Below are 15,614 nucleotides of genomic sequence, written 5' to 3'. Positions count from 1 at the left end.
TCTCCTCATCCAATTCAGCGTATCAGCGCCTTGAGCGCTCCACGCACGCGTTCGTCTTCGCTCTCAAGAAAACTCTGCCCCAGCTCATAGGCGCGCTGGATCTCCACCAGGCGGGTCACCTGCTGAATGGCGTTCACATTTGAACCTTCGAGAAAGCGATGCAGCACAACTGGTTCGTCGACCGGGTTGATCGCGCTGTTGGTCCGGAACCGCGTGTTTCCTTCGCGTACAAGGTCCTGTGTGTCTGCGACATTGAATACACCCAACTGGCCTAGCAGTTGACCATCGACACTCAGCGTTCCATCGCTGCCAACATCAATTGATGCTGCGTCGGGCGGGATAAACACCGGTGCGCCATTGGTATCGAGCACGCGCGCGCCATCCATCGCGACCAAACCACCTTCGGCATTCGGAGAAAAACTGCCCGCCCGCGTCAGCCGGTTGCCATCCCGGGTTTCAACCATGAAGAACCCGTCGCCTTCGATGGCGAAATCAAATTGCCCGCCGGTTTCCGTAAGCATACCCTGTTGCAGTGACGTATTGCGCGCCTCGGCTCGGCTCATGGAAAGTGAGGGGTTGCTCGGCATGTCCCGTACGAACTCTGAGAAAACCAACCCCTGCTGGCGGTAACCGGTCGTGTTGGCATTGGCGATATTGTTCGCCACCAGACGCATTTCGTTCATTAGCCCGGACTGGCGGGACAGGGTGACATAAGCGGTGTCCATCAGCGACCTCCTGCGATTAATGGAACAAGCATTCCGGTAAAAAACGTAACAAGCGTCTGAGTCATGAACCCCATCGAAATCCAGAACACGACGACGATGGCGATCAGTTTGGGAACGAAGGTCAGCGTCATTTCCTGAATCGACGTCAGCGCCTGAAACAGGCCGACAATCAGGCCCGAGACCAGGGCGACGGCCAGGATCGGGACGGACGTGATGACCGCAACCCAAAGGGCCTGACGCACGATGTCATAGAAGAGACCTTCGCTCAGCATGGTATCAGACCGGCATCCGCAGGATTTCCTGATAGGCCTCGACCACCTTGTTGCGGACGATCACGGCGGTTTCCACCGCCAGTTCCGTCTGCGCCAGCGCCTGCACCAGAGCGTGCGGATCGGCCTGACCGGTCATCGCGGTCTGGGCCATCTGCTCGCCGTGTTTCAGCGTCGCGGCGAAATCCTGAAACGTGGACCGCAGCCCCTGCGCCATTCCGGCGTGATCCGGGTCGGCCTGCGTGGCCGGGCGGGCAACCGCGTAGTTCTGCGCGGCGGTGAGTGATCGGATATCCATTCTGGCTGTCCTTTATTTGCGAAGTAAATCCATCAGCGATGACGACATCTGCCGGGTCTGGTCGAACATTTTGAGGTTGGCCTCGTAACTGCGCTGGGCCTCGCGCGCGTCGGCAATCTCGATCATCAGATCGACATTCGAGCCGAAATAGTGCCCGCTTTCATCCGCCATCGGATGGCTGGGGTCGTGAATGCGCGATAATTCGCGCCGATCAAGCTGCACGCGGCCCGCCTGAACCATGGCCTTGCCGTCTTTCTGAACTGTTTCAAACGGCACGGTCTTGCGCCGGTATCCGGGCGTATCAGCGTTCGAAATATTCTCGGACACATGGCGCAACCGGGCCGCCTGCGCACGTAAGCCGCTGACCGAGGCGGTGAGGGAATGGGAAAAATCGCTCATCACCCGCGACCCAGGCTGGTGCGCAGAATGCCGATGGACGAACGGTAGATCGCCAGAGCACGGTCATGCTGACGTTTCACATCGACCGCTTTCAGCATCTCTTCCTCAAGCGAGACGCCATTGCCGTTGGGGTCCCCCGACGGCGCAGCGGCCTGTTCGGCCCAGCGCGCCGCGCCATCGCCGTTCAGATGCCCCCGCCGGGTGGCGGACATCCCGGTCGCAGGGCCTGCGTTTTCGAAAGCGGTCTGAAAGGGTTCGAGATCGCGGGGCTGATAGCCCGGCGTATCCGCATTGGCCATGTTGCGCGCGATGACAACCTGCCGTTGTCCGGCATGGGTTGCCATTGCGTACGCTGTCTTAAAGACGTTCAGGTCATAGAACATCGGGGCTTCTCCCTCGATCAATTTCAATCAAGGCTTAACCCCGATTCCTTTAGAAACCGTTTTCAGAACTCAGTTGGAGAACCCAAGATGTCCGATCTCGACCCGATGCTTGTGAAACACGAATTCGATAGGATGACTGCGGTCCGCCATGTGGGTCTGGTCAGCGACGTCGCACAAGGGTTGATCGAAATTTGCGGTCTGAACGAACATGCGCGAACCGGAGACTTGCTGACATTGCAGCGGCGCGCGGGGCCCGATCTTGCTGGCGAGGTGCTGCATGTCGGTGCTGACCAAGTCCATATGATACCGGGTGCGGCTCCGGACGGGGTCAGCCTGGGGGACCGTGTGTATCTTGATCCCTCACCGGGTTTCGCACCCGGAATGCACTGGCTTGGGCGGATCATTGATCCGTTTGGCAAACCGCTGGACGGAAATCCCCTGCTGAACGGGCCACAGGATCGCGATATCATGCAAGCACCTCCGCCTGCGGTAGCGCGTAAGCCGTTGGCAGAGCGAATGGCCACGGGATTATCCGTTCTCAACACACTGCTGCCGATTGTGCGCGGTCAGCGTGTAGGATTATTTGCAGGATCGGGTGTGGGAAAATCGACGCTGCTGTCGACACTGGCGCGATCCATGCAGGCCGACGTGGTTGTGGTGGCTCTAATTGGTGAACGTGGGCGAGAAGTAAACGAATTTGTTGCCCGCGCCATAGGCCCGGAAGCCATGAAACGCACAATCGTGGTGGCCGCCACGTCTGACCAATCTGCATTGGCGCGCAGGCGATGTGCTTGGTCGGCCATGTCAGCGGCAGAATTCCTGCGCGATCAGGGGCTGAGTGTTCTGTTTCTGGCCGATTCGGTGACCCGCTTTGCTGAAGCGCACCGTGAAATTGCCGTTGCCATGGGAGAATCCCCGTCGCTCAGAGGGTATCCAGCCTCGGTCACACCCCTGATTGCCAATCTGTGTGAACGCGCAGGCCCCGGCACACGGGAACAAGGTGATATCACCGCCGTATTCAGCGTGCTGGTCGCGGGCTCGGACATGGATGAACCCATCGCCGACATCCTGCGCGGTGTACTGGACGGGCACATCGTACTTAGCCGCGACATTGCGGAGCGCGGGCGGTTCCCGGCCATCGACCTCAGCAAATCCATATCCCGCAGCTTGCCAGAAGCCGCGTCCGAGGCCGAGAATCAGATGATCAGGGAAACCCGAAAACTTGTCGGCAGCTACGAGCAGTCTGAAGTGATGATCAAAGCCGGCCTGTATGCAGAGGGATCAGACCCCCTCTTGGATCAAGCCGTCCGCGTTCATGAAGAGTTGGACGCGTTCTTCGGAAAACCTGATTCTGAGGGGATCGAAAACAGCTTTAACCGCCTGTCTCTGATCCTGCGCCGTGCCTCTGCCGGGATGCCTCGTTAGGGGAATTCCGAACAGTTTTAAGTGTTAAGGCCACCTTAAGACCTGCCCGTCTACGCCTGTAGTCGGGTGATAGAAAAGGTGGTGGAGATGGGTGCGCAATCCAATGCGGCGCCAATCATCATCAAGAAGAAGCGTGTATCAGGTGGCGATGGCCATCACGGTGGCGCGTGGAAAGTCGCGTATGCCGACTTCGTTACGGCCATGATGGCCTTCTTCATGTTGATGTGGCTGCTGAATGCAACAACTGAACAGCAACGTAAGGGGTTGGCAGATTATTTCGCGCCAACAATACCGCTGAGCCCCGAATCCGGCGGCGGCGACGGAGCCTTTGGAGGCAACAGCATGTTGTCCGAAGACACGCTGTTGCGAGACGGTCAGGGCGCAACGACCAGATACCCGACCGAGTCGCATCAGGCCCGCGGTTCAATCGGTGTAAACACCGATGGCGGCGGCAAAGGAAACGAGGAAGGTTTCGCTACGTTAGAGGCGCAACTGTTGGGGCGTACCGGGGAAAGCGAGGTCTCGGACAAACTTCTCAAACATATCGTCACGCGTGTCACCGATGAAGGTTTGGTGGTGGAGCTGTTCGACACCGACGATCAGGCATTGTTCGAATCGAGATCCGACACACCAACCCGTTTCCTGCGGGCGCTAGCCCTGATCATCGCCCGATCCTCGGATCTGGTTACCAATTCGATCGCTGTCGAAGGGCATGTCAGCGCTTCTCCGGTCGTACAGGCGCGCAACACAGCCTGGAATCTATCCACCGCCAGGGCACAAACGCTACGTCAATTACTGCAGGACAAGGGCGTTGTGGCACAAAGAATGGATCGCGTTACGGGCCATGCAGACAGAGAGTTGTTCACCGACAATCCCATGGCTGCGCGGAACAACAGGATAGAAGTGATCTTCCTGCGCCAACCCTAAACGATAGAGCGCATTTTACATGTTAGCGCGCTGTTAAGGGGCAGCGCGTTACCTGTTGCATCAAAGACGGACACAACAGAAGGGCGCACCCATGACCATATCCTCTTCGCTCAATGCCGGTGTGGCGGCGCTGAAAGCCAACGCCAACAGGCTGGCGACGATTTCCGACAACATCGCGAATTCTTCGACCTATGGGTACAAGCGGGTCGAGACGGATTTTCATTCTATGGTCACGTCAGGTCAGGGTGGCAGCTATTCGGCAGGCGGTGTGCGCACGACAAGCCAGCGCATGATTGATCAGCGAGGGCCTCTGGTCACAACCAGCAACTCAACCGATCTGGCGGTACGCGGGCGCGGCATGTTGCCTGTGCGCCCGAGCTCTCAGATCGGGAACAACTCGAACGAGATGTTGCTGACAACAACCGGGTCATTCCGCACCAACGAAGAAGGATACCTGGTTACCGAGTCTGGCCTTGTTCTTCTTGGATGGCCCGCTTCGCCTGACGGCACCATTCCACCGGTTTCGCGCGACACTCCCGCTGCACTTGAACCCATTCAGCTGAGCGTTAACCAGCTATCGGGTGCGCCCACCACGCAAATGAACTTGCGAATGAACCTGCCAGCCACAGCGACTGATGCAGGTGCTCCTGGCGACATTCAACCTTTGTCAGTTGAGTATTTCGACAATCTCGGCAAATCCGAGAGCGTCGATATCGAGCTGATCCCAACTGTTCCGGCAACCGGCAGCAGCAATGAATGGACAATGGTTCTGCGCGATTCAGCATCGGGCGGCGCAATCATCGGGGAATACACGCTGACCTTCACCGACAACCGAACGGCGGGCGGAACTCTGGCCAGCGTCACCCCTGTTTCCGGTGGTGCTTATGATCCGGCAACGGGCAGTGTCATGGTCAACGTTGCCGGAGGACCGATGGAGGTCAATATTGGCCTGATCGGGGATGCAGATGGCATAACTCAGTTGTCTGATACGTTTGCGCCTGTTTCGATCACACGTGATGGTTCTGCCGTTGGAACAATGACCAGCGTTCAGGTCGATGAGAACGGCTATGTCTACGCCTTCTACGACACTGGCGTCAGTCGCCGGATGTACCAAATTCCTCTGGCGGATGTTCCCAATCCCAATGGCCTGACGGCGTTGGACAGCCAGACCTACGCCCCGTCCCGTGAAAGCGGTACGTTCTTTCTGTGGAATGCAGGCGAAGGTCCTACCGGAGATCTCGTCTCGTTCGCGCGTGAAGAATCCACCACGGATGTGGCCACCGAGCTGACTTCCCTGATCCAGACACAGCGCGCCTATTCTTCCAGCGCCACAGTGATCCAGACGGTGGACGAGATGCTGCAGGAAACGACGAACCTGAAACGTTGATCAGGCTTTGACCAAAGGAAAGGAGCGGCCTCATGAACATGTCTACGGCATTCAATAACGCGTTGGGCGGGCTGACTGCGGCCAGCCGCGGGGCCGCTGTGGTGTCCGGGAATATCGCAAATGCACTGACCCCCGGCTATGCACGCCGGTCCCTCGAACTGACAACAAGTCCAATATCAGGAAATGGCGTACGCACAGTAGGCGTTATCCGGCATCAGGATCCGGTTTTGACCGCCAACAGACGCTCGTCTGACGCTGAACTCGCCCTTCGATCGGCCGTTTCAGGTTTTCATTCACGATTCGAACAACTGGTGGGGTCTCCTGCTGGCGGCCCCTCGCTATCCACACGCCTGTCTTTGTTGGAAAACAGTTTTATCACAGCGGCCAGTCTGCCTGACTCGATCGAAAGGCTGGATCAGGTTGCGCGCTCGGCCCGCGATCTGGCCAATGAGTTGAACACAGCATCAGAGGGCGTGCGTCAGGCACGCTCGGATGCGGATCGAATAATTGGCGGGCAGATCGACAGCCTGAATCAGACACTGAAAGATATCGAAGACCTGAACGCCAAGATTCCTGCCATACAGAACTCTGGCGGTGATATCGGTGCCCTTCTGGATCAGCGGCACGTCTTGATCGACCAGGTTAACGCCCTGATCCCGATCAATGTCGTGCCCCGCGCCAACGATCTGGTGTCACTGTACTCAAACGGCGGGTTGATCCTGCTGGAAGGCAAAGCTTCGGAATTTACCTTTTCTACGACGGGCGAAACAAAGCCCCACATGACTGTGGCAAATGGTCTGTTGTCCGGTTTGGAAATGAACGGCAACCCGGTACGGACAAGCGGCGAAAATGCTCAAATCCGCGGCGGGGCGTTAATGGCGCAGTTTGCCGTCCGCGACGAGCTGGCGGTTGAGGCGCAAGATCAGCTTGACAGTGTTGCGAGAGACTTGATCGAGCGATTTGAAACACCCGGTTTGGACTCATCGATCCCTGCGACAGATCCTGGTCTGTTCACCGACAACGGCAACCGGTTTGATCCGGCGGCAGTTGTCGGTCTCGCATCACGGATTTCACTCAATTCGAATGTGGACCCTGACAAAGGTGGCGATAGTTGGAAACTGCGCGCGGGTCTGGGCGCCATATCGCCGGGCTATCCGGGGCAAGCCTCTCAATTGCGCGCATTCGGGGACATTTTGAACGACGCACGTCCGGTGCCTGGCGGGATTTTAGGCACGGGAAACATGCGCGCCGCCGAACTGATCGAGGCTTTGTTGTCGAAAGCAGGTGCGAACGCGCATGCCGCGGATCAACGCATGACTTTTGCAAGCAACTCCCAACAGCAAATGGCGCAGATCGAAGCCGAACACGGCGTGGATTCGGATCAGGAACTGCAGCGCCTCATGCAAGTCGAACAGACTTATGCTGCAAACGCTCGAGTCATCTCGGTTGTGGATGAGCTTCTGGAAACTCTTCTGAGGTTGTGATTATGAATATGACTTCTATCGGTGACTTGGCGCGAGGGATGACCCTGCGAACACGCGCAACAGATATCAAAACCCAGATCGAAACCCTTTCTAATGAGATGTCCTCCGGGCAGGTACAGGACATCTCAGGTCGGCTTGGCGGAGATTATTCGCAAATTCTGGATCTCGACCGCAACCTCTCCAGACTTGACGCCTTTGGCATCGCAACGTCCGAAGCGGCTCTGTTCACGGATGCCATGCAATTGAGCCTGACAACCTTCGGAGATTCGGTTGGAGACATGACCGCATCTTTACTGGCTTACGGATCCGCTAATCAGCCCGTGAACCATAAACAAGCGTCAGAACAGGCAAAAAATGAACTCGACACGATGATCTCGGCACTGAACACACGCGTAGGTGGACGCAGCCTGTTTTCCGGCACTGCCACTGATGTGTCGCCCCTGCCGTCTTCAGACGATCTTCTGACAGCGCTGAAGTCACAGTTCACCGGGCTTGTGACCATCTCCGATATCAGGCTGGCGGCAGACACCTGGTTCAAAGACCCGGCCGGATTCGACGCGGTGATTTACCGGGGGGCAAGCATCACACTCTCTCCGATGCAGATATCGGACAACGAAAACGTCACGCTGCCGATCACGGCAACGGACCCGGCATTCAAGACAGCTCTCAGGGATGTCGCTGTAGCGGCACTGGCTACTGACAGCACATTGGCGCTTTCTCCTGATCAACGCACCGCTTTGTTCACTCAATTGGGTGTCGATCTGGCCAACGCGCAGGGCGCCACAGTGAAACTGCGGGCGGAAGTTGGTACGGTCGAGGCTCGTATCGAGGAGGCAGCAACGCGCAATTCGGCAGCCCGAACCAGCTTGGAATTCAGTCGGAACGAACTGATAGCAGCCGATCCCTATGAAACGGCGGCGAGGCTGCAAACAGTGCAGTTTCAGTTGGAAAGCCTGTATTCGGTAACCGTTCGCAACGCGAACTTGTCGCTGGTGAACTTTCTGAGATGAGGGCGCTGATACTTCTCCTGATCTTCCTTCCCAGCATGGCCTGGGCAGGCGCGATCCGTCTCAAGGATCTCGTGGATTTTGACGGTGTGCGGGGTAACGACCTTGTAGGTTATGGCCTGGTCGTCGGTTTGAACGGAACCGGTGATGGGTTACGCAATGCTCCTTTCACCGAAGAGATCATGTCCAACATCCTGGAACGTTTAGGTGTCAACGTCACAGGTGAAGATTTCCGGCCCAAGAATGTTGCCGCTGTTTTGGTGACTGCCAGTTTGCCACCTTTTGCCAGAGTGGGCGGTCAAATTGACGTAACTGTTTCCGCGATAGGCGATTCAAACAGCCTGCTGGGCGGAACGCTGATCATGACCCCGCTGAACGCGGCCGACGGGCAAATCTATGCGGTTGCACAGGGCACCATCCTTGCAGGCGGCGTATCTGCTGAGGGAGAGGCAGCCTCGGTTGTGCGCGGAGTGCCAACCTCGGGCGTTATCCCGTCCGGCGCAAGAGTCGAGCGTGAAATTGATTTCGACTTGTCTACTCTCACTCAAATGCGTCTAGCTTTAAGAGAACCAGATTTCACCACAGCCGCACGTATCGAATCCGCGATCAACACCGAGTTCAACAGAGCCGTGGCAATCATGCGGGATTCAGGCACGGTTGAACTGAACGTTGCGGCGACACAGGCAGTATCAACGGCACATGCCATAGGGCGCATTGAAAACATTCTGGTTGAGCCGGAAACAAAGGCGCGAGTGGTGGTCGATCAACGGTCTGGCACCATTGTCATGGGGCAGGAGGTCCGAATTTCGCGTGTGGCTGTCTCTCAGGGCAATCTGACGCTGACGGTTCAAGAGGCGCCAATTGCCGTTCAGCCCAACCCGTTTGCCAGAGGTGAAACAGTGGTCGTTCCACGAACCATCGCCGGAATCGAAGAAGAAGAGGGAACTGGCCTCGCAGAAATCCCCGAGGCCACAACACTTTCCGAGGTTGTCGCAGGTCTGAACGCGCTGGGAGTCTCGCCTCAGGATATGATCGACATTCTGAAAACGATCAAAGCAGCAGGCGCACTGCACGCTGAATTCGTTGTCAGATAGGAGAACAGCACCAGTCAAATGGCGGGATCAGATGCCCGCCATCACTTGGATTTCCAACTATCCAGCCAGCGGCGGAACCCATTGCGTTTCTCTTCGATTGCGTCACCGGCGGCATAGAGTCCGTCTTCCATATTCTCAAGCATCGGATCGATGCGGCGTTGCCGGAACCGGCGCCAGCGCACCCAAATCGCCCAGACGATAGCAAAAAACACCGTTAGAAAAATGATGTTGAACCACGGGATCAGCCGGACATCCGGGCTATCCACCGGGCGCACCGAGACCACATTGGGGAAGATCGACATAAGCTGATTGCGCCAGCCATAATGGCGCAAGACCACCCATTGCGGGTTATCTGCAGTCGATACGAGGTCGGTCAGTTCAGCCTGCAGGTTCGAACTGTCGAGCTTGAAATAGGGCGGCCAGCCCCATCCTGTATCCTCGTTGCGATAGACGCGCGGCTTTCCGTTGGGTCGGAAGGTTTCGACAAAGCGCACATCGCGGTTGGTGGTCTGCGCCCCTTCCTGACCGGTATCCTGCTGTGCCCAGAAGATCGAGTTCTCACCGAAATCGACGCGCCGCACCTCGGTCTTCACGATCCGCACCACATCCTGCTGCGGCAAAGTGTATTCCAGCACCGAGGCGACTAGCCCCCAGAACACGAAGATGAATACCCATTTGACATAGACCATCTATCCGGCCCTCATTTGAAATTTGTAATATAGATCAGCAGGGCAATGGCCCCAAGCGGGATGACATAGACACCCAGCAGCAGTTTCTTGCGGAACGATTTGTCATATTGCCGCATTCCCCGCTCGAGGAAAGCCTCACGATCACCGTTCAGCCCCTTTTTCTCCCAATGTGCGATCAGCTTGCGGCGACGGACGAGTCGAGAATAAATCGACAACCCGACATAGATCACGGTCAGAACGATCAGTAGAGGGATTAGAAAACGGATTGCGACGAGCATTCAATTCCTCCCTACTGCGCCCCACGGACCGACGCGCGTGATGATGTCATCGCTGATCCGGTCATTACCACTCATGTCCGGTTCATGCCCGAACAGCGCGGCGCGGGCACCCTGCTTGTCCACCTGATACTCGCGCGCGAGGAAGTCGGCAACATAGGCCTTCTTGCTCTCGGGCCAGCCAGAATAGGTGCGGTAGAACAGCTCCTTGTGGCAGATGAACATTTGGCGCGGGTCCAGCGGGGCCAATTCGGACAGCAGCATATTCACCAGATCCCTGTTCGGCGTATCGGCGGCACGCAGTGTGTAGAAATAGGCCAGATGATCCGAAGTGATACGCGGCCATGGCCCCCCGTCGCTCGCCCAGCGCAGCAGTTGCGCAAGGCCGTGATAGGCCTCGGGCAGGCGATCCGAGTGATTGCGCGCCAACCGTCGCATGTCGCTTCGGTCCAGCCCGGTCAGGTCGACATCGGCATCCGCAGCCGCATCAACGGTCAGGAAATCCATCTTCTGCTGCAGGATCGCGGCAGCATCCACGCCGCGCACTTTGACAATCGGTTCGACCAGATCGTTGTAGTCCAGAAACTTGGCAATCTGGTTCCGTTGCGACGGGTCAAACGTGTACTTGATCGGCAGGTCGCTGGGCTTTTCACCCATACAAATCGCCGCCGGGTGGTCCATATCCGGGAACAGGTAGAGCCCGCCGAAATGCGCCGTCCAAAAGTTGCGCTGCTCAAAATCCGTATGGCGCAAGCGGACAGGGTTGCGGGTGACGTCACCGGTTTCCTTGGCTGTCTCGATCATCTTGGCGACCAGTACATCGTCGAACCAGGCGTCCTCTTCGGTCTTGAAGCGCTCGACCATGCCCGCCAGTTGCTGTGCCTTGCGCAGGGTGCCGCCAGCGGTGTCGGCTTCGATCTCGATCTTGCGCAGGTTCAGCAGGTCGCGCGGTGTGGTGAGTTTGATCACCGAGTTCACCAATTCTCCGGCCACCGCATCGGTGGCGGTCAGGGCGAATAGCTGCGCCTCGTTCATCTCGATGAATTCGCGCAGGATTTCGCGCGAGGTCGAGAATTTGACGTTCAGCAAAGGCGCGCGTTTCTGTTCGGTCGTCAGCAGGATGAACTGCCGGTTGACCCCGTTGGGATTGAGGTAGAGCTCATCCTCCAGCTCAATCCCCACCTCCGGCGAGTAACCCGAGATATCGACATGGAAATCCGAAAGCTGAGTGGTCTTGCCCGCCAGATGCTGTAACGCGCGATTATAGCGCTCGACCAGAGCCGGGCTGGAGATGTGGACGAGATTGCCAAACATCAGGCCTTTTTCGATGAGGCGGATCAAAGGAGCACTTGCGCAATCCGAATACGCCCTCCAAACTCAAAACTCCCAACTGGAAAATCAATCATTGTTCAAATCTTCCTTCGAATATGATCGAAGTCGTTTTTCGCGGTAAGTCCAGCCGAGAATATCCGGCAATTCAATGGCCATGAATGCAATTCCCGCAAGTGAGAGGAAGTACTTTCTAAAAACACTCCATGGTGTTTCATCTTCCGCTAAAACCGGGCTAGCAGAAAACGGCCATATCTCTCCGAACTGGAAATACACAATGAGCCACGCACCCAAGGCAGGTAGCGCCAAAACTCTCATGACACGGTTGAACCCTTTAGCTTTCACTCAGTTCACTCCTTGCCTCTGAATCTTCGCGGGAGTTCACAATTCGCGCTCGCATCAATCCAAAACTGGTTCCCGCTATTAACATTGCAGGAATGAACCAGAAAACAGCTCTTTCCAAAAACATCGCAGGCATCTGGCCCGGACCGAAGGCATGTAACAACGACTCGGGGTTGTCCAACGAGGCGCCGTTTATCCAAATCTCAAATAGAGAACTCAACACATAGCAAATAGCAAAAATAATAAGGCACAGTTTGGCGAAAGAACCAAACGTACCGGGTCGCTTGCGGGCTACGGCTATCCCGAAAAAGATACATGCCGCAATCAACGTTGCGAGGATGAGAACGAAACCTCCGGTCACCCCCTCCCCTCCAAATACCGCCGCTTGGCCTCTTCCATTCGGCCCATCTCACGCACGGCGTTCTCGATGGCGACCTCGTCGCTCTTGTCGGCATAGCGGAACTCGCTGTCGGCGTAGCGGTTGATCTCTTGCATCACCATCTCCACCGTGATCGGCTGGCGCAGGTCCTCGATCATCGCCTTCTTGGTGTCGTAGTCGCGGAACAGGAACAGGTCGGGGTTTTCCATCCATTCGTCGGGCAGTTCGAAATCCATCGCGCGGACCTTGACCGCGTCAGTGATGTTCTTGATGGCGCGACCGGTGAAACGTTCATCCGCCTGTTGGATCGCCTTGAGGTAGGTGCCCAGCTTGGCGATGGTGTCCATCTGGCCGACATCGCCGGACACCCGGTCATAGACTTGCAGCAAGGCGTCCTCATGCGGGCGGGAATGGCTTTCGAAGCTGGCGGCGACGGCCTTCTTGATCTCTTGCGCGGCATAGGCGTCGTGCGCGCCCAGTGGGATGTCGTGGTTGCGGCCCATCAGCAGGTGCAGGATGTCAATGTAATCCTCGCGCGTTTGCGGCCCGTCCACCAGGAACCGCGCCCCCGCCCGCTGGCGCAGGGCGTCATCCACATTCTCGGGGTAGTTCGAGAACATGCCAAAGGTGCAGTTGCCGCGCACGACGGTATTAGCGCCGGCAAAGCTCTCCATGAGCACGGCGGTGATTTCCAACTGCCCGGCCGACGACTGCCGGTCGCCGCGCTTGCCCGCCAGCTGGTCGATATCGTCGATGGTGCCGAAGCCGATGACCGAGGGGTCGATGATCGTATTGATAAAGGCCTTGGCGTTCTGGCCGGATTTACCCTGATAGCTATCGATATTGTCGGTGCTCAGGTTCTGATAGCGGAATGGATAGCCTGCGTTCTGGCAATAGTCGTTGATCAGCCCGGCCATCATTTGGATCAGAGTGGTCTTGCCGGTGCCCGGTTTGCCGTCGCCCATGAAGGTAAAGATGAACCCGCCGAGTTCCGCAAAGGGGTTCAGGCGGCGGTCGAAATCATAGGCCATCACCATCTTGGCCAGCTTCATTGCCTGATACTTGGCGATATGGTTGCCGACCACCTCGTTCGGTTTCTTGAACGTCATGGTCAGGGTGGTGGATTTGGCTTTGGAGGCCGGTTCAAAGCCCCGGATCGTCAGGTCGTCCGCCTCGACATGCCAGGCGGCGTTCTGGAACGGGGCCAGATGGCCTGCGGACACTGCGCGCAGGGCGGCCTTTTCCATCAGTTGCTCGGCATAGGCGCTGGTTGCTGCGATCAGATGGGCGTCGTCGGGGGCGTTTTTGGCCAGCACCTGATCCAGCTCCCACAGCGCACCGTGCAGGGCGAGCTGACCATTGTCGGTCAGAACCTCTTCGATCTCACCTATGTCGACTGTGGTTTCGCCCAGATGCGAGGACATCAGATAGGCCAGCGCATTGCCGAAGGTGTGAGAGGTAATCAGAGCCTCTGCCGTCAACAATTCCGAAAATTCGGTCTTTCGCGCTGCATACAGATCGCCCGCCAGATTGGCCCGTTTCAGATCGCCCAGCGGGGTCTGTTCCGCATACGCTTCGGCAACGGCCTGAGCAATGGCAATCGCGCGGCGGATCGCCTGTTGCGTGGTTGCCTGCGGTGGAGAAACAAGCGCATCGCCATCATCCGACGCCTCGATCCGTTCGACCAGATGCACCCCATCGGCGCGTACGGTTCGGCGTGTCACCAACCCCGGTGTCGTCGAGCGAAACCGCCGTCCTGTCGGAACGCCCGGAGATCGCTCGACCGTCGTCTCTACTCCCTTCGCAATCCGCGGTGCGTGTTCGAATCCGTTCAGCAGGGCGGTCGCCGCCGGATAATGTTTGCGAATGTCGTCTTCGCGCAATTCCATCTGATCTGACGTCAAACTCATTTCAAAAACCGCCCTTGCTTCATCTTTTCAAAAATACTCCCGCCGGAGGCAAAAAATCTAATAACGCAACACCTGCCCGGCCTTGCTGACGACGAACTTGCGCACATCGGCAAAGCCTGGCGGGTTGCGCTCGGCCAGAACCTGAAACGGGCGCTGAGGCAGGATAATCGACCGCTGGGTGCGTGTGGCTCCGGTCTCGGCCCCCTGCCCGCCGAACGGGTCCAGCGCAAAAACTTCACGCTCCACGGTCGAGAACCAACCGGCGCGTTCTTCGATGACGTCTTCGCTTTCCAGTTCCTCTGTGGTCCAGGCCAGCGCCCAATCCTGACCTTGCGGAGACTGCGCGTCCTCCAGCACCTGCCGCAAGGGGCCGGACTGCTCAGTGAACGCCGAGGAATACATCGGCCCGACATGGATACGGCGTAGATGTTTGGGATGCAGGTCATCAAAATCCTGATCGAAGCCTTTGGCGATGGTCACCAGTTTCAGCCCGCCCAGAGATTGCGCCATCAGATGCGCCTGAACCTCGGGCCAGCGGCGCTGGTCCTTGGGCAGGGCGGTTTTGCCGCTATCCTCCAACTGCATCAGGTAGATGACCGGCAGGTTGATCTGACTGTCATAGACCGCCCAGTGGATCATGAACCTGCGCCGATCCCCCTCATTCCCGATCCAGTGGCACTCGGGATCGTTGCGGGACCAGAACAGCTGACCTTTCAGCAATTCCTCGTAATAGAGCCTTTGAGAAAGCGCGAATTGCAGCTTGGTCGGGATTTCCCGGTCGCCAATGATCGTCCGTACCATGTCGGTTTTCAGATCATCTTCCGAGGGCATATTCGCCAGATGCACCTGCGCCTGCTGCGCGTCATTGGCCATGGTCAGCAATTCAGCCGCCACCGGAAACCCGCTGTCGCGCTTGTCCATCGCAAGGCTGCCAAAGAACCGCCCCGTATCGCGCCCGACCAGCAGGTATTTCATGCTGAGCGCACGGAAGGTGTAGAGCAGCCCCGAGAGGTAGCGCGATACGATCCGCACCTCTTGTTTCGAAATCGCGCCCTCCGCCTCCATCGTCGCGGCCACGCGCAGGAGATGAACGGTGATCACCTCGAATTTACGGAAATAGCGACGCGAGGCGAAGGTGTCGGTCAGGCCGACATGGTCTTGGGTGGGGTCAGTCATTTAGTTTGTTGACCAATTAGTTTGTCGATCAATGAAAGATACACGTCGAATACCAACCAAACCCCGCCCCAGATTGCCAACATTGCTGAAACTCCAAAAAGACCGAGAGCGAAGAT

Annotated in this window: 18 protein-coding genes; 6 read left to right on the top strand and 12 right to left on the bottom strand. The window is 57.4% G+C overall.

Features of this window, described 5'->3' with window-relative positions:
* Positions 1 to 14: 14 nt before the first annotated feature.
* From ACR0K5_RS21980 to ACR0K5_RS21960, 5 genes are read right to left on the bottom strand one after another with little or no spacing between them, the layout of a single operon-like run.
* A complete protein-coding gene (locus ACR0K5_RS21980) occupies positions 15 to 725 on the bottom strand; it encodes a flagellar hook-basal body complex protein (RefSeq protein ID WP_480631685.1) in 711 nt (236 codons plus the stop codon).
* A complete protein-coding gene (locus ACR0K5_RS21975; protein ID WP_480631684.1) occupies positions 725 to 997 on the bottom strand; it encodes a flagellar biosynthetic protein FliQ in 273 nt (90 codons plus the stop codon). Before ACR0K5_RS21975 ends, ACR0K5_RS21980 begins: the two co-directional genes overlap by 1 nt.
* A 4-nt stretch (positions 998 to 1,001) precedes the next feature.
* On the bottom strand, positions 1,002 to 1,292 hold the full coding sequence (gene fliE / locus ACR0K5_RS21970) for a flagellar hook-basal body complex protein FliE (protein ID WP_480631683.1): 291 nt from the start codon (positions 1,290 to 1,292) through the stop codon (positions 1,002 to 1,004).
* Between the two features lie 12 nt (positions 1,293 to 1,304).
* Positions 1,305 to 1,691 (bottom strand): flagellar basal body rod protein FlgC, encoded by a 387-nt coding sequence (gene flgC / locus ACR0K5_RS21965; RefSeq protein ID WP_480631682.1) that lies wholly within the window; start codon positions 1,689 to 1,691, stop codon positions 1,305 to 1,307.
* Entirely contained in the window at positions 1,691 to 2,074 is a 384-nt protein-coding gene (locus tag ACR0K5_RS21960; RefSeq protein ID WP_480631735.1) for a FlgB family protein, read from the bottom strand. The genes flgC and ACR0K5_RS21960 overlap by 1 nt, the downstream gene beginning before the upstream one ends.
* Positions 2,075 to 2,161: 87 nt before the next feature.
* Here ACR0K5_RS21960 and ACR0K5_RS21955 point away from each other — a divergent pair, with 87 nt between their 5' ends.
* The 6 genes from ACR0K5_RS21955 (at position 2,162) to ACR0K5_RS21930 (ending at position 9,398) form a co-directional block, all read left to right on the top strand.
* A complete protein-coding gene (locus tag ACR0K5_RS21955; RefSeq protein ID WP_480631681.1) occupies positions 2,162 to 3,499 on the top strand; it encodes a FliI/YscN family ATPase in 1,338 nt (445 codons plus the stop codon).
* An 87-nt stretch (positions 3,500 to 3,586) separates the two neighbouring features.
* Complete coding sequence (locus tag ACR0K5_RS21950; RefSeq protein WP_480631680.1) at positions 3,587 to 4,426, top strand: flagellar motor protein MotB; 840 nt, start codon at positions 3,587 to 3,589, stop codon at positions 4,424 to 4,426.
* A 91-nt stretch (positions 4,427 to 4,517) separates the two neighbouring features.
* Positions 4,518 to 5,813 (top strand): flagellar hook protein FlgE, encoded by a 1,296-nt coding sequence (locus ACR0K5_RS21945; RefSeq protein ID WP_480631679.1) that lies wholly within the window; start codon positions 4,518 to 4,520, stop codon positions 5,811 to 5,813.
* A 32-nt stretch (positions 5,814 to 5,845) separates the two neighbouring features.
* Entirely contained in the window at positions 5,846 to 7,297 is a 1,452-nt protein-coding gene (gene flgK, locus ACR0K5_RS21940) for a flagellar hook-associated protein FlgK (protein ID WP_480631678.1), read from the top strand.
* An 8-nt stretch (positions 7,298 to 7,305) separates the two neighbouring features.
* On the top strand, positions 7,306 to 8,307 hold the full coding sequence (locus tag ACR0K5_RS21935) for a flagellin (RefSeq protein WP_480631677.1): 1,002 nt from the start codon (positions 7,306 to 7,308) through the stop codon (positions 8,305 to 8,307).
* Positions 8,304 to 9,398 (top strand): flagellar basal body P-ring protein FlgI, encoded by a 1,095-nt coding sequence (locus tag ACR0K5_RS21930; protein WP_480631676.1) that lies wholly within the window; start codon positions 8,304 to 8,306, stop codon positions 9,396 to 9,398. The genes ACR0K5_RS21935 and ACR0K5_RS21930 overlap by 4 nt, the downstream gene beginning before the upstream one ends.
* Positions 9,399 to 9,439: 41 nt before the next feature.
* On the opposite strand, the gene ACR0K5_RS21925 is transcribed toward ACR0K5_RS21930, so the two are convergent.
* From ACR0K5_RS21925 to ACR0K5_RS21895, 7 genes are read right to left on the bottom strand one after another with little or no spacing between them, the layout of a single operon-like run.
* Positions 9,440 to 10,087: a DUF1523 family protein gene (locus tag ACR0K5_RS21925; protein ID WP_480631675.1), complete on the bottom strand. Its 648-nt coding sequence runs from the start codon at positions 10,085 to 10,087 to the stop codon at positions 9,440 to 9,442.
* An 11-nt stretch (positions 10,088 to 10,098) separates the two neighbouring features.
* On the bottom strand, positions 10,099 to 10,365 hold the full coding sequence (locus ACR0K5_RS21920; protein WP_480631674.1) for a hypothetical protein: 267 nt from the start codon (positions 10,363 to 10,365) through the stop codon (positions 10,099 to 10,101).
* Entirely contained in the window at positions 10,366 to 11,703 is a 1,338-nt protein-coding gene (locus tag ACR0K5_RS21915) for a DUF6638 family protein (protein WP_480631673.1), read from the bottom strand.
* Positions 11,704 to 11,760: 57 nt separating this feature from the next.
* Complete coding sequence (locus tag ACR0K5_RS21910; RefSeq protein WP_480631672.1) at positions 11,761 to 12,036, bottom strand: hypothetical protein; 276 nt, start codon at positions 12,034 to 12,036, stop codon at positions 11,761 to 11,763.
* Entirely contained in the window at positions 12,026 to 12,394 is a 369-nt protein-coding gene (locus ACR0K5_RS21905) for a hypothetical protein (protein WP_480631671.1), read from the bottom strand. The genes ACR0K5_RS21910 and ACR0K5_RS21905 overlap by 11 nt, the downstream gene beginning before the upstream one ends.
* Positions 12,391 to 14,322, bottom strand: a complete 1,932-nt coding sequence (locus tag ACR0K5_RS21900; RefSeq protein ID WP_480631670.1) for an AAA family ATPase — start codon at positions 14,320 to 14,322, stop codon at positions 12,391 to 12,393. Before ACR0K5_RS21900 ends, ACR0K5_RS21905 begins: the two co-directional genes overlap by 4 nt.
* A gap of 57 nt (positions 14,323 to 14,379) precedes the next feature.
* Complete coding sequence (locus tag ACR0K5_RS21895; protein WP_480631669.1) at positions 14,380 to 15,498, bottom strand: hypothetical protein; 1,119 nt, start codon at positions 15,496 to 15,498, stop codon at positions 14,380 to 14,382.
* Positions 15,499 to 15,614 lie beyond the last annotated feature (116 nt).

The organism is Ruegeria sp. AB9, assembly GCF_056542585.1.
Note: the sequence above shows the minus strand (reverse complement) of the source record. Positions and strands in the feature narration are given on the sequence as shown.

What these genes read in the sequence shown, in the direction of transcription:
- ACR0K5_RS21975 (WP_480631684.1), bottom strand. Translation starts at nt 997, where the DNA reads ATGCTGAGCGAAGGTCTCTTCTATGACATCGTGCGTCAGGCCCTTTGG.
- fliE (WP_480631683.1), bottom strand. Translation starts at nt 1,292, where the DNA reads ATGGATATCCGATCACTCACCGCCGCGCAGAACTACGCGGTTGCCCGC.
- ACR0K5_RS21925 (WP_480631675.1), bottom strand. Translation starts at nt 10,087, where the DNA reads ATGGTCTATGTCAAATGGGTATTCATCTTCGTGTTCTGGGGGCTAGTC.
- ACR0K5_RS21960 (WP_480631735.1), bottom strand. Translation starts at nt 2,074, where the DNA reads ATGTTCTATGACCTGAACGTCTTTAAGACAGCGTACGCAATGGCAACC.
- flgK (WP_480631678.1), top strand. Translation starts at nt 5,846, where the DNA reads ATGAACATGTCTACGGCATTCAATAACGCGTTGGGCGGGCTGACTGCG.
- ACR0K5_RS21930 (WP_480631676.1), top strand. Translation starts at nt 8,304, where the DNA reads ATGAGGGCGCTGATACTTCTCCTGATCTTCCTTCCCAGCATGGCCTGG.
- flgC (WP_480631682.1), bottom strand. Translation starts at nt 1,691, where the DNA reads ATGAGCGATTTTTCCCATTCCCTCACCGCCTCGGTCAGCGGCTTACGT.
- ACR0K5_RS21920 (WP_480631674.1), bottom strand. Translation starts at nt 10,365, where the DNA reads ATGCTCGTCGCAATCCGTTTTCTAATCCCTCTACTGATCGTTCTGACC.
- ACR0K5_RS21935 (WP_480631677.1), top strand. Translation starts at nt 7,306, where the DNA reads ATGACTTCTATCGGTGACTTGGCGCGAGGGATGACCCTGCGAACACGC.
- ACR0K5_RS21945 (WP_480631679.1), top strand. Translation starts at nt 4,518, where the DNA reads ATGACCATATCCTCTTCGCTCAATGCCGGTGTGGCGGCGCTGAAAGCC.
- ACR0K5_RS21980 (WP_480631685.1), bottom strand. Translation starts at nt 725, where the DNA reads ATGGACACCGCTTATGTCACCCTGTCCCGCCAGTCCGGGCTAATGAAC.
- ACR0K5_RS21900 (WP_480631670.1), bottom strand. Translation starts at nt 14,322, where the DNA reads ATGAGTTTGACGTCAGATCAGATGGAATTGCGCGAAGACGACATTCGC.
- ACR0K5_RS21950 (WP_480631680.1), top strand. Translation starts at nt 3,587, where the DNA reads ATGGGTGCGCAATCCAATGCGGCGCCAATCATCATCAAGAAGAAGCGT.
- ACR0K5_RS21895 (WP_480631669.1), bottom strand. Translation starts at nt 15,498, where the DNA reads ATGACTGACCCCACCCAAGACCATGTCGGCCTGACCGACACCTTCGCC.
- ACR0K5_RS21955 (WP_480631681.1), top strand. Translation starts at nt 2,162, where the DNA reads ATGTCCGATCTCGACCCGATGCTTGTGAAACACGAATTCGATAGGATG.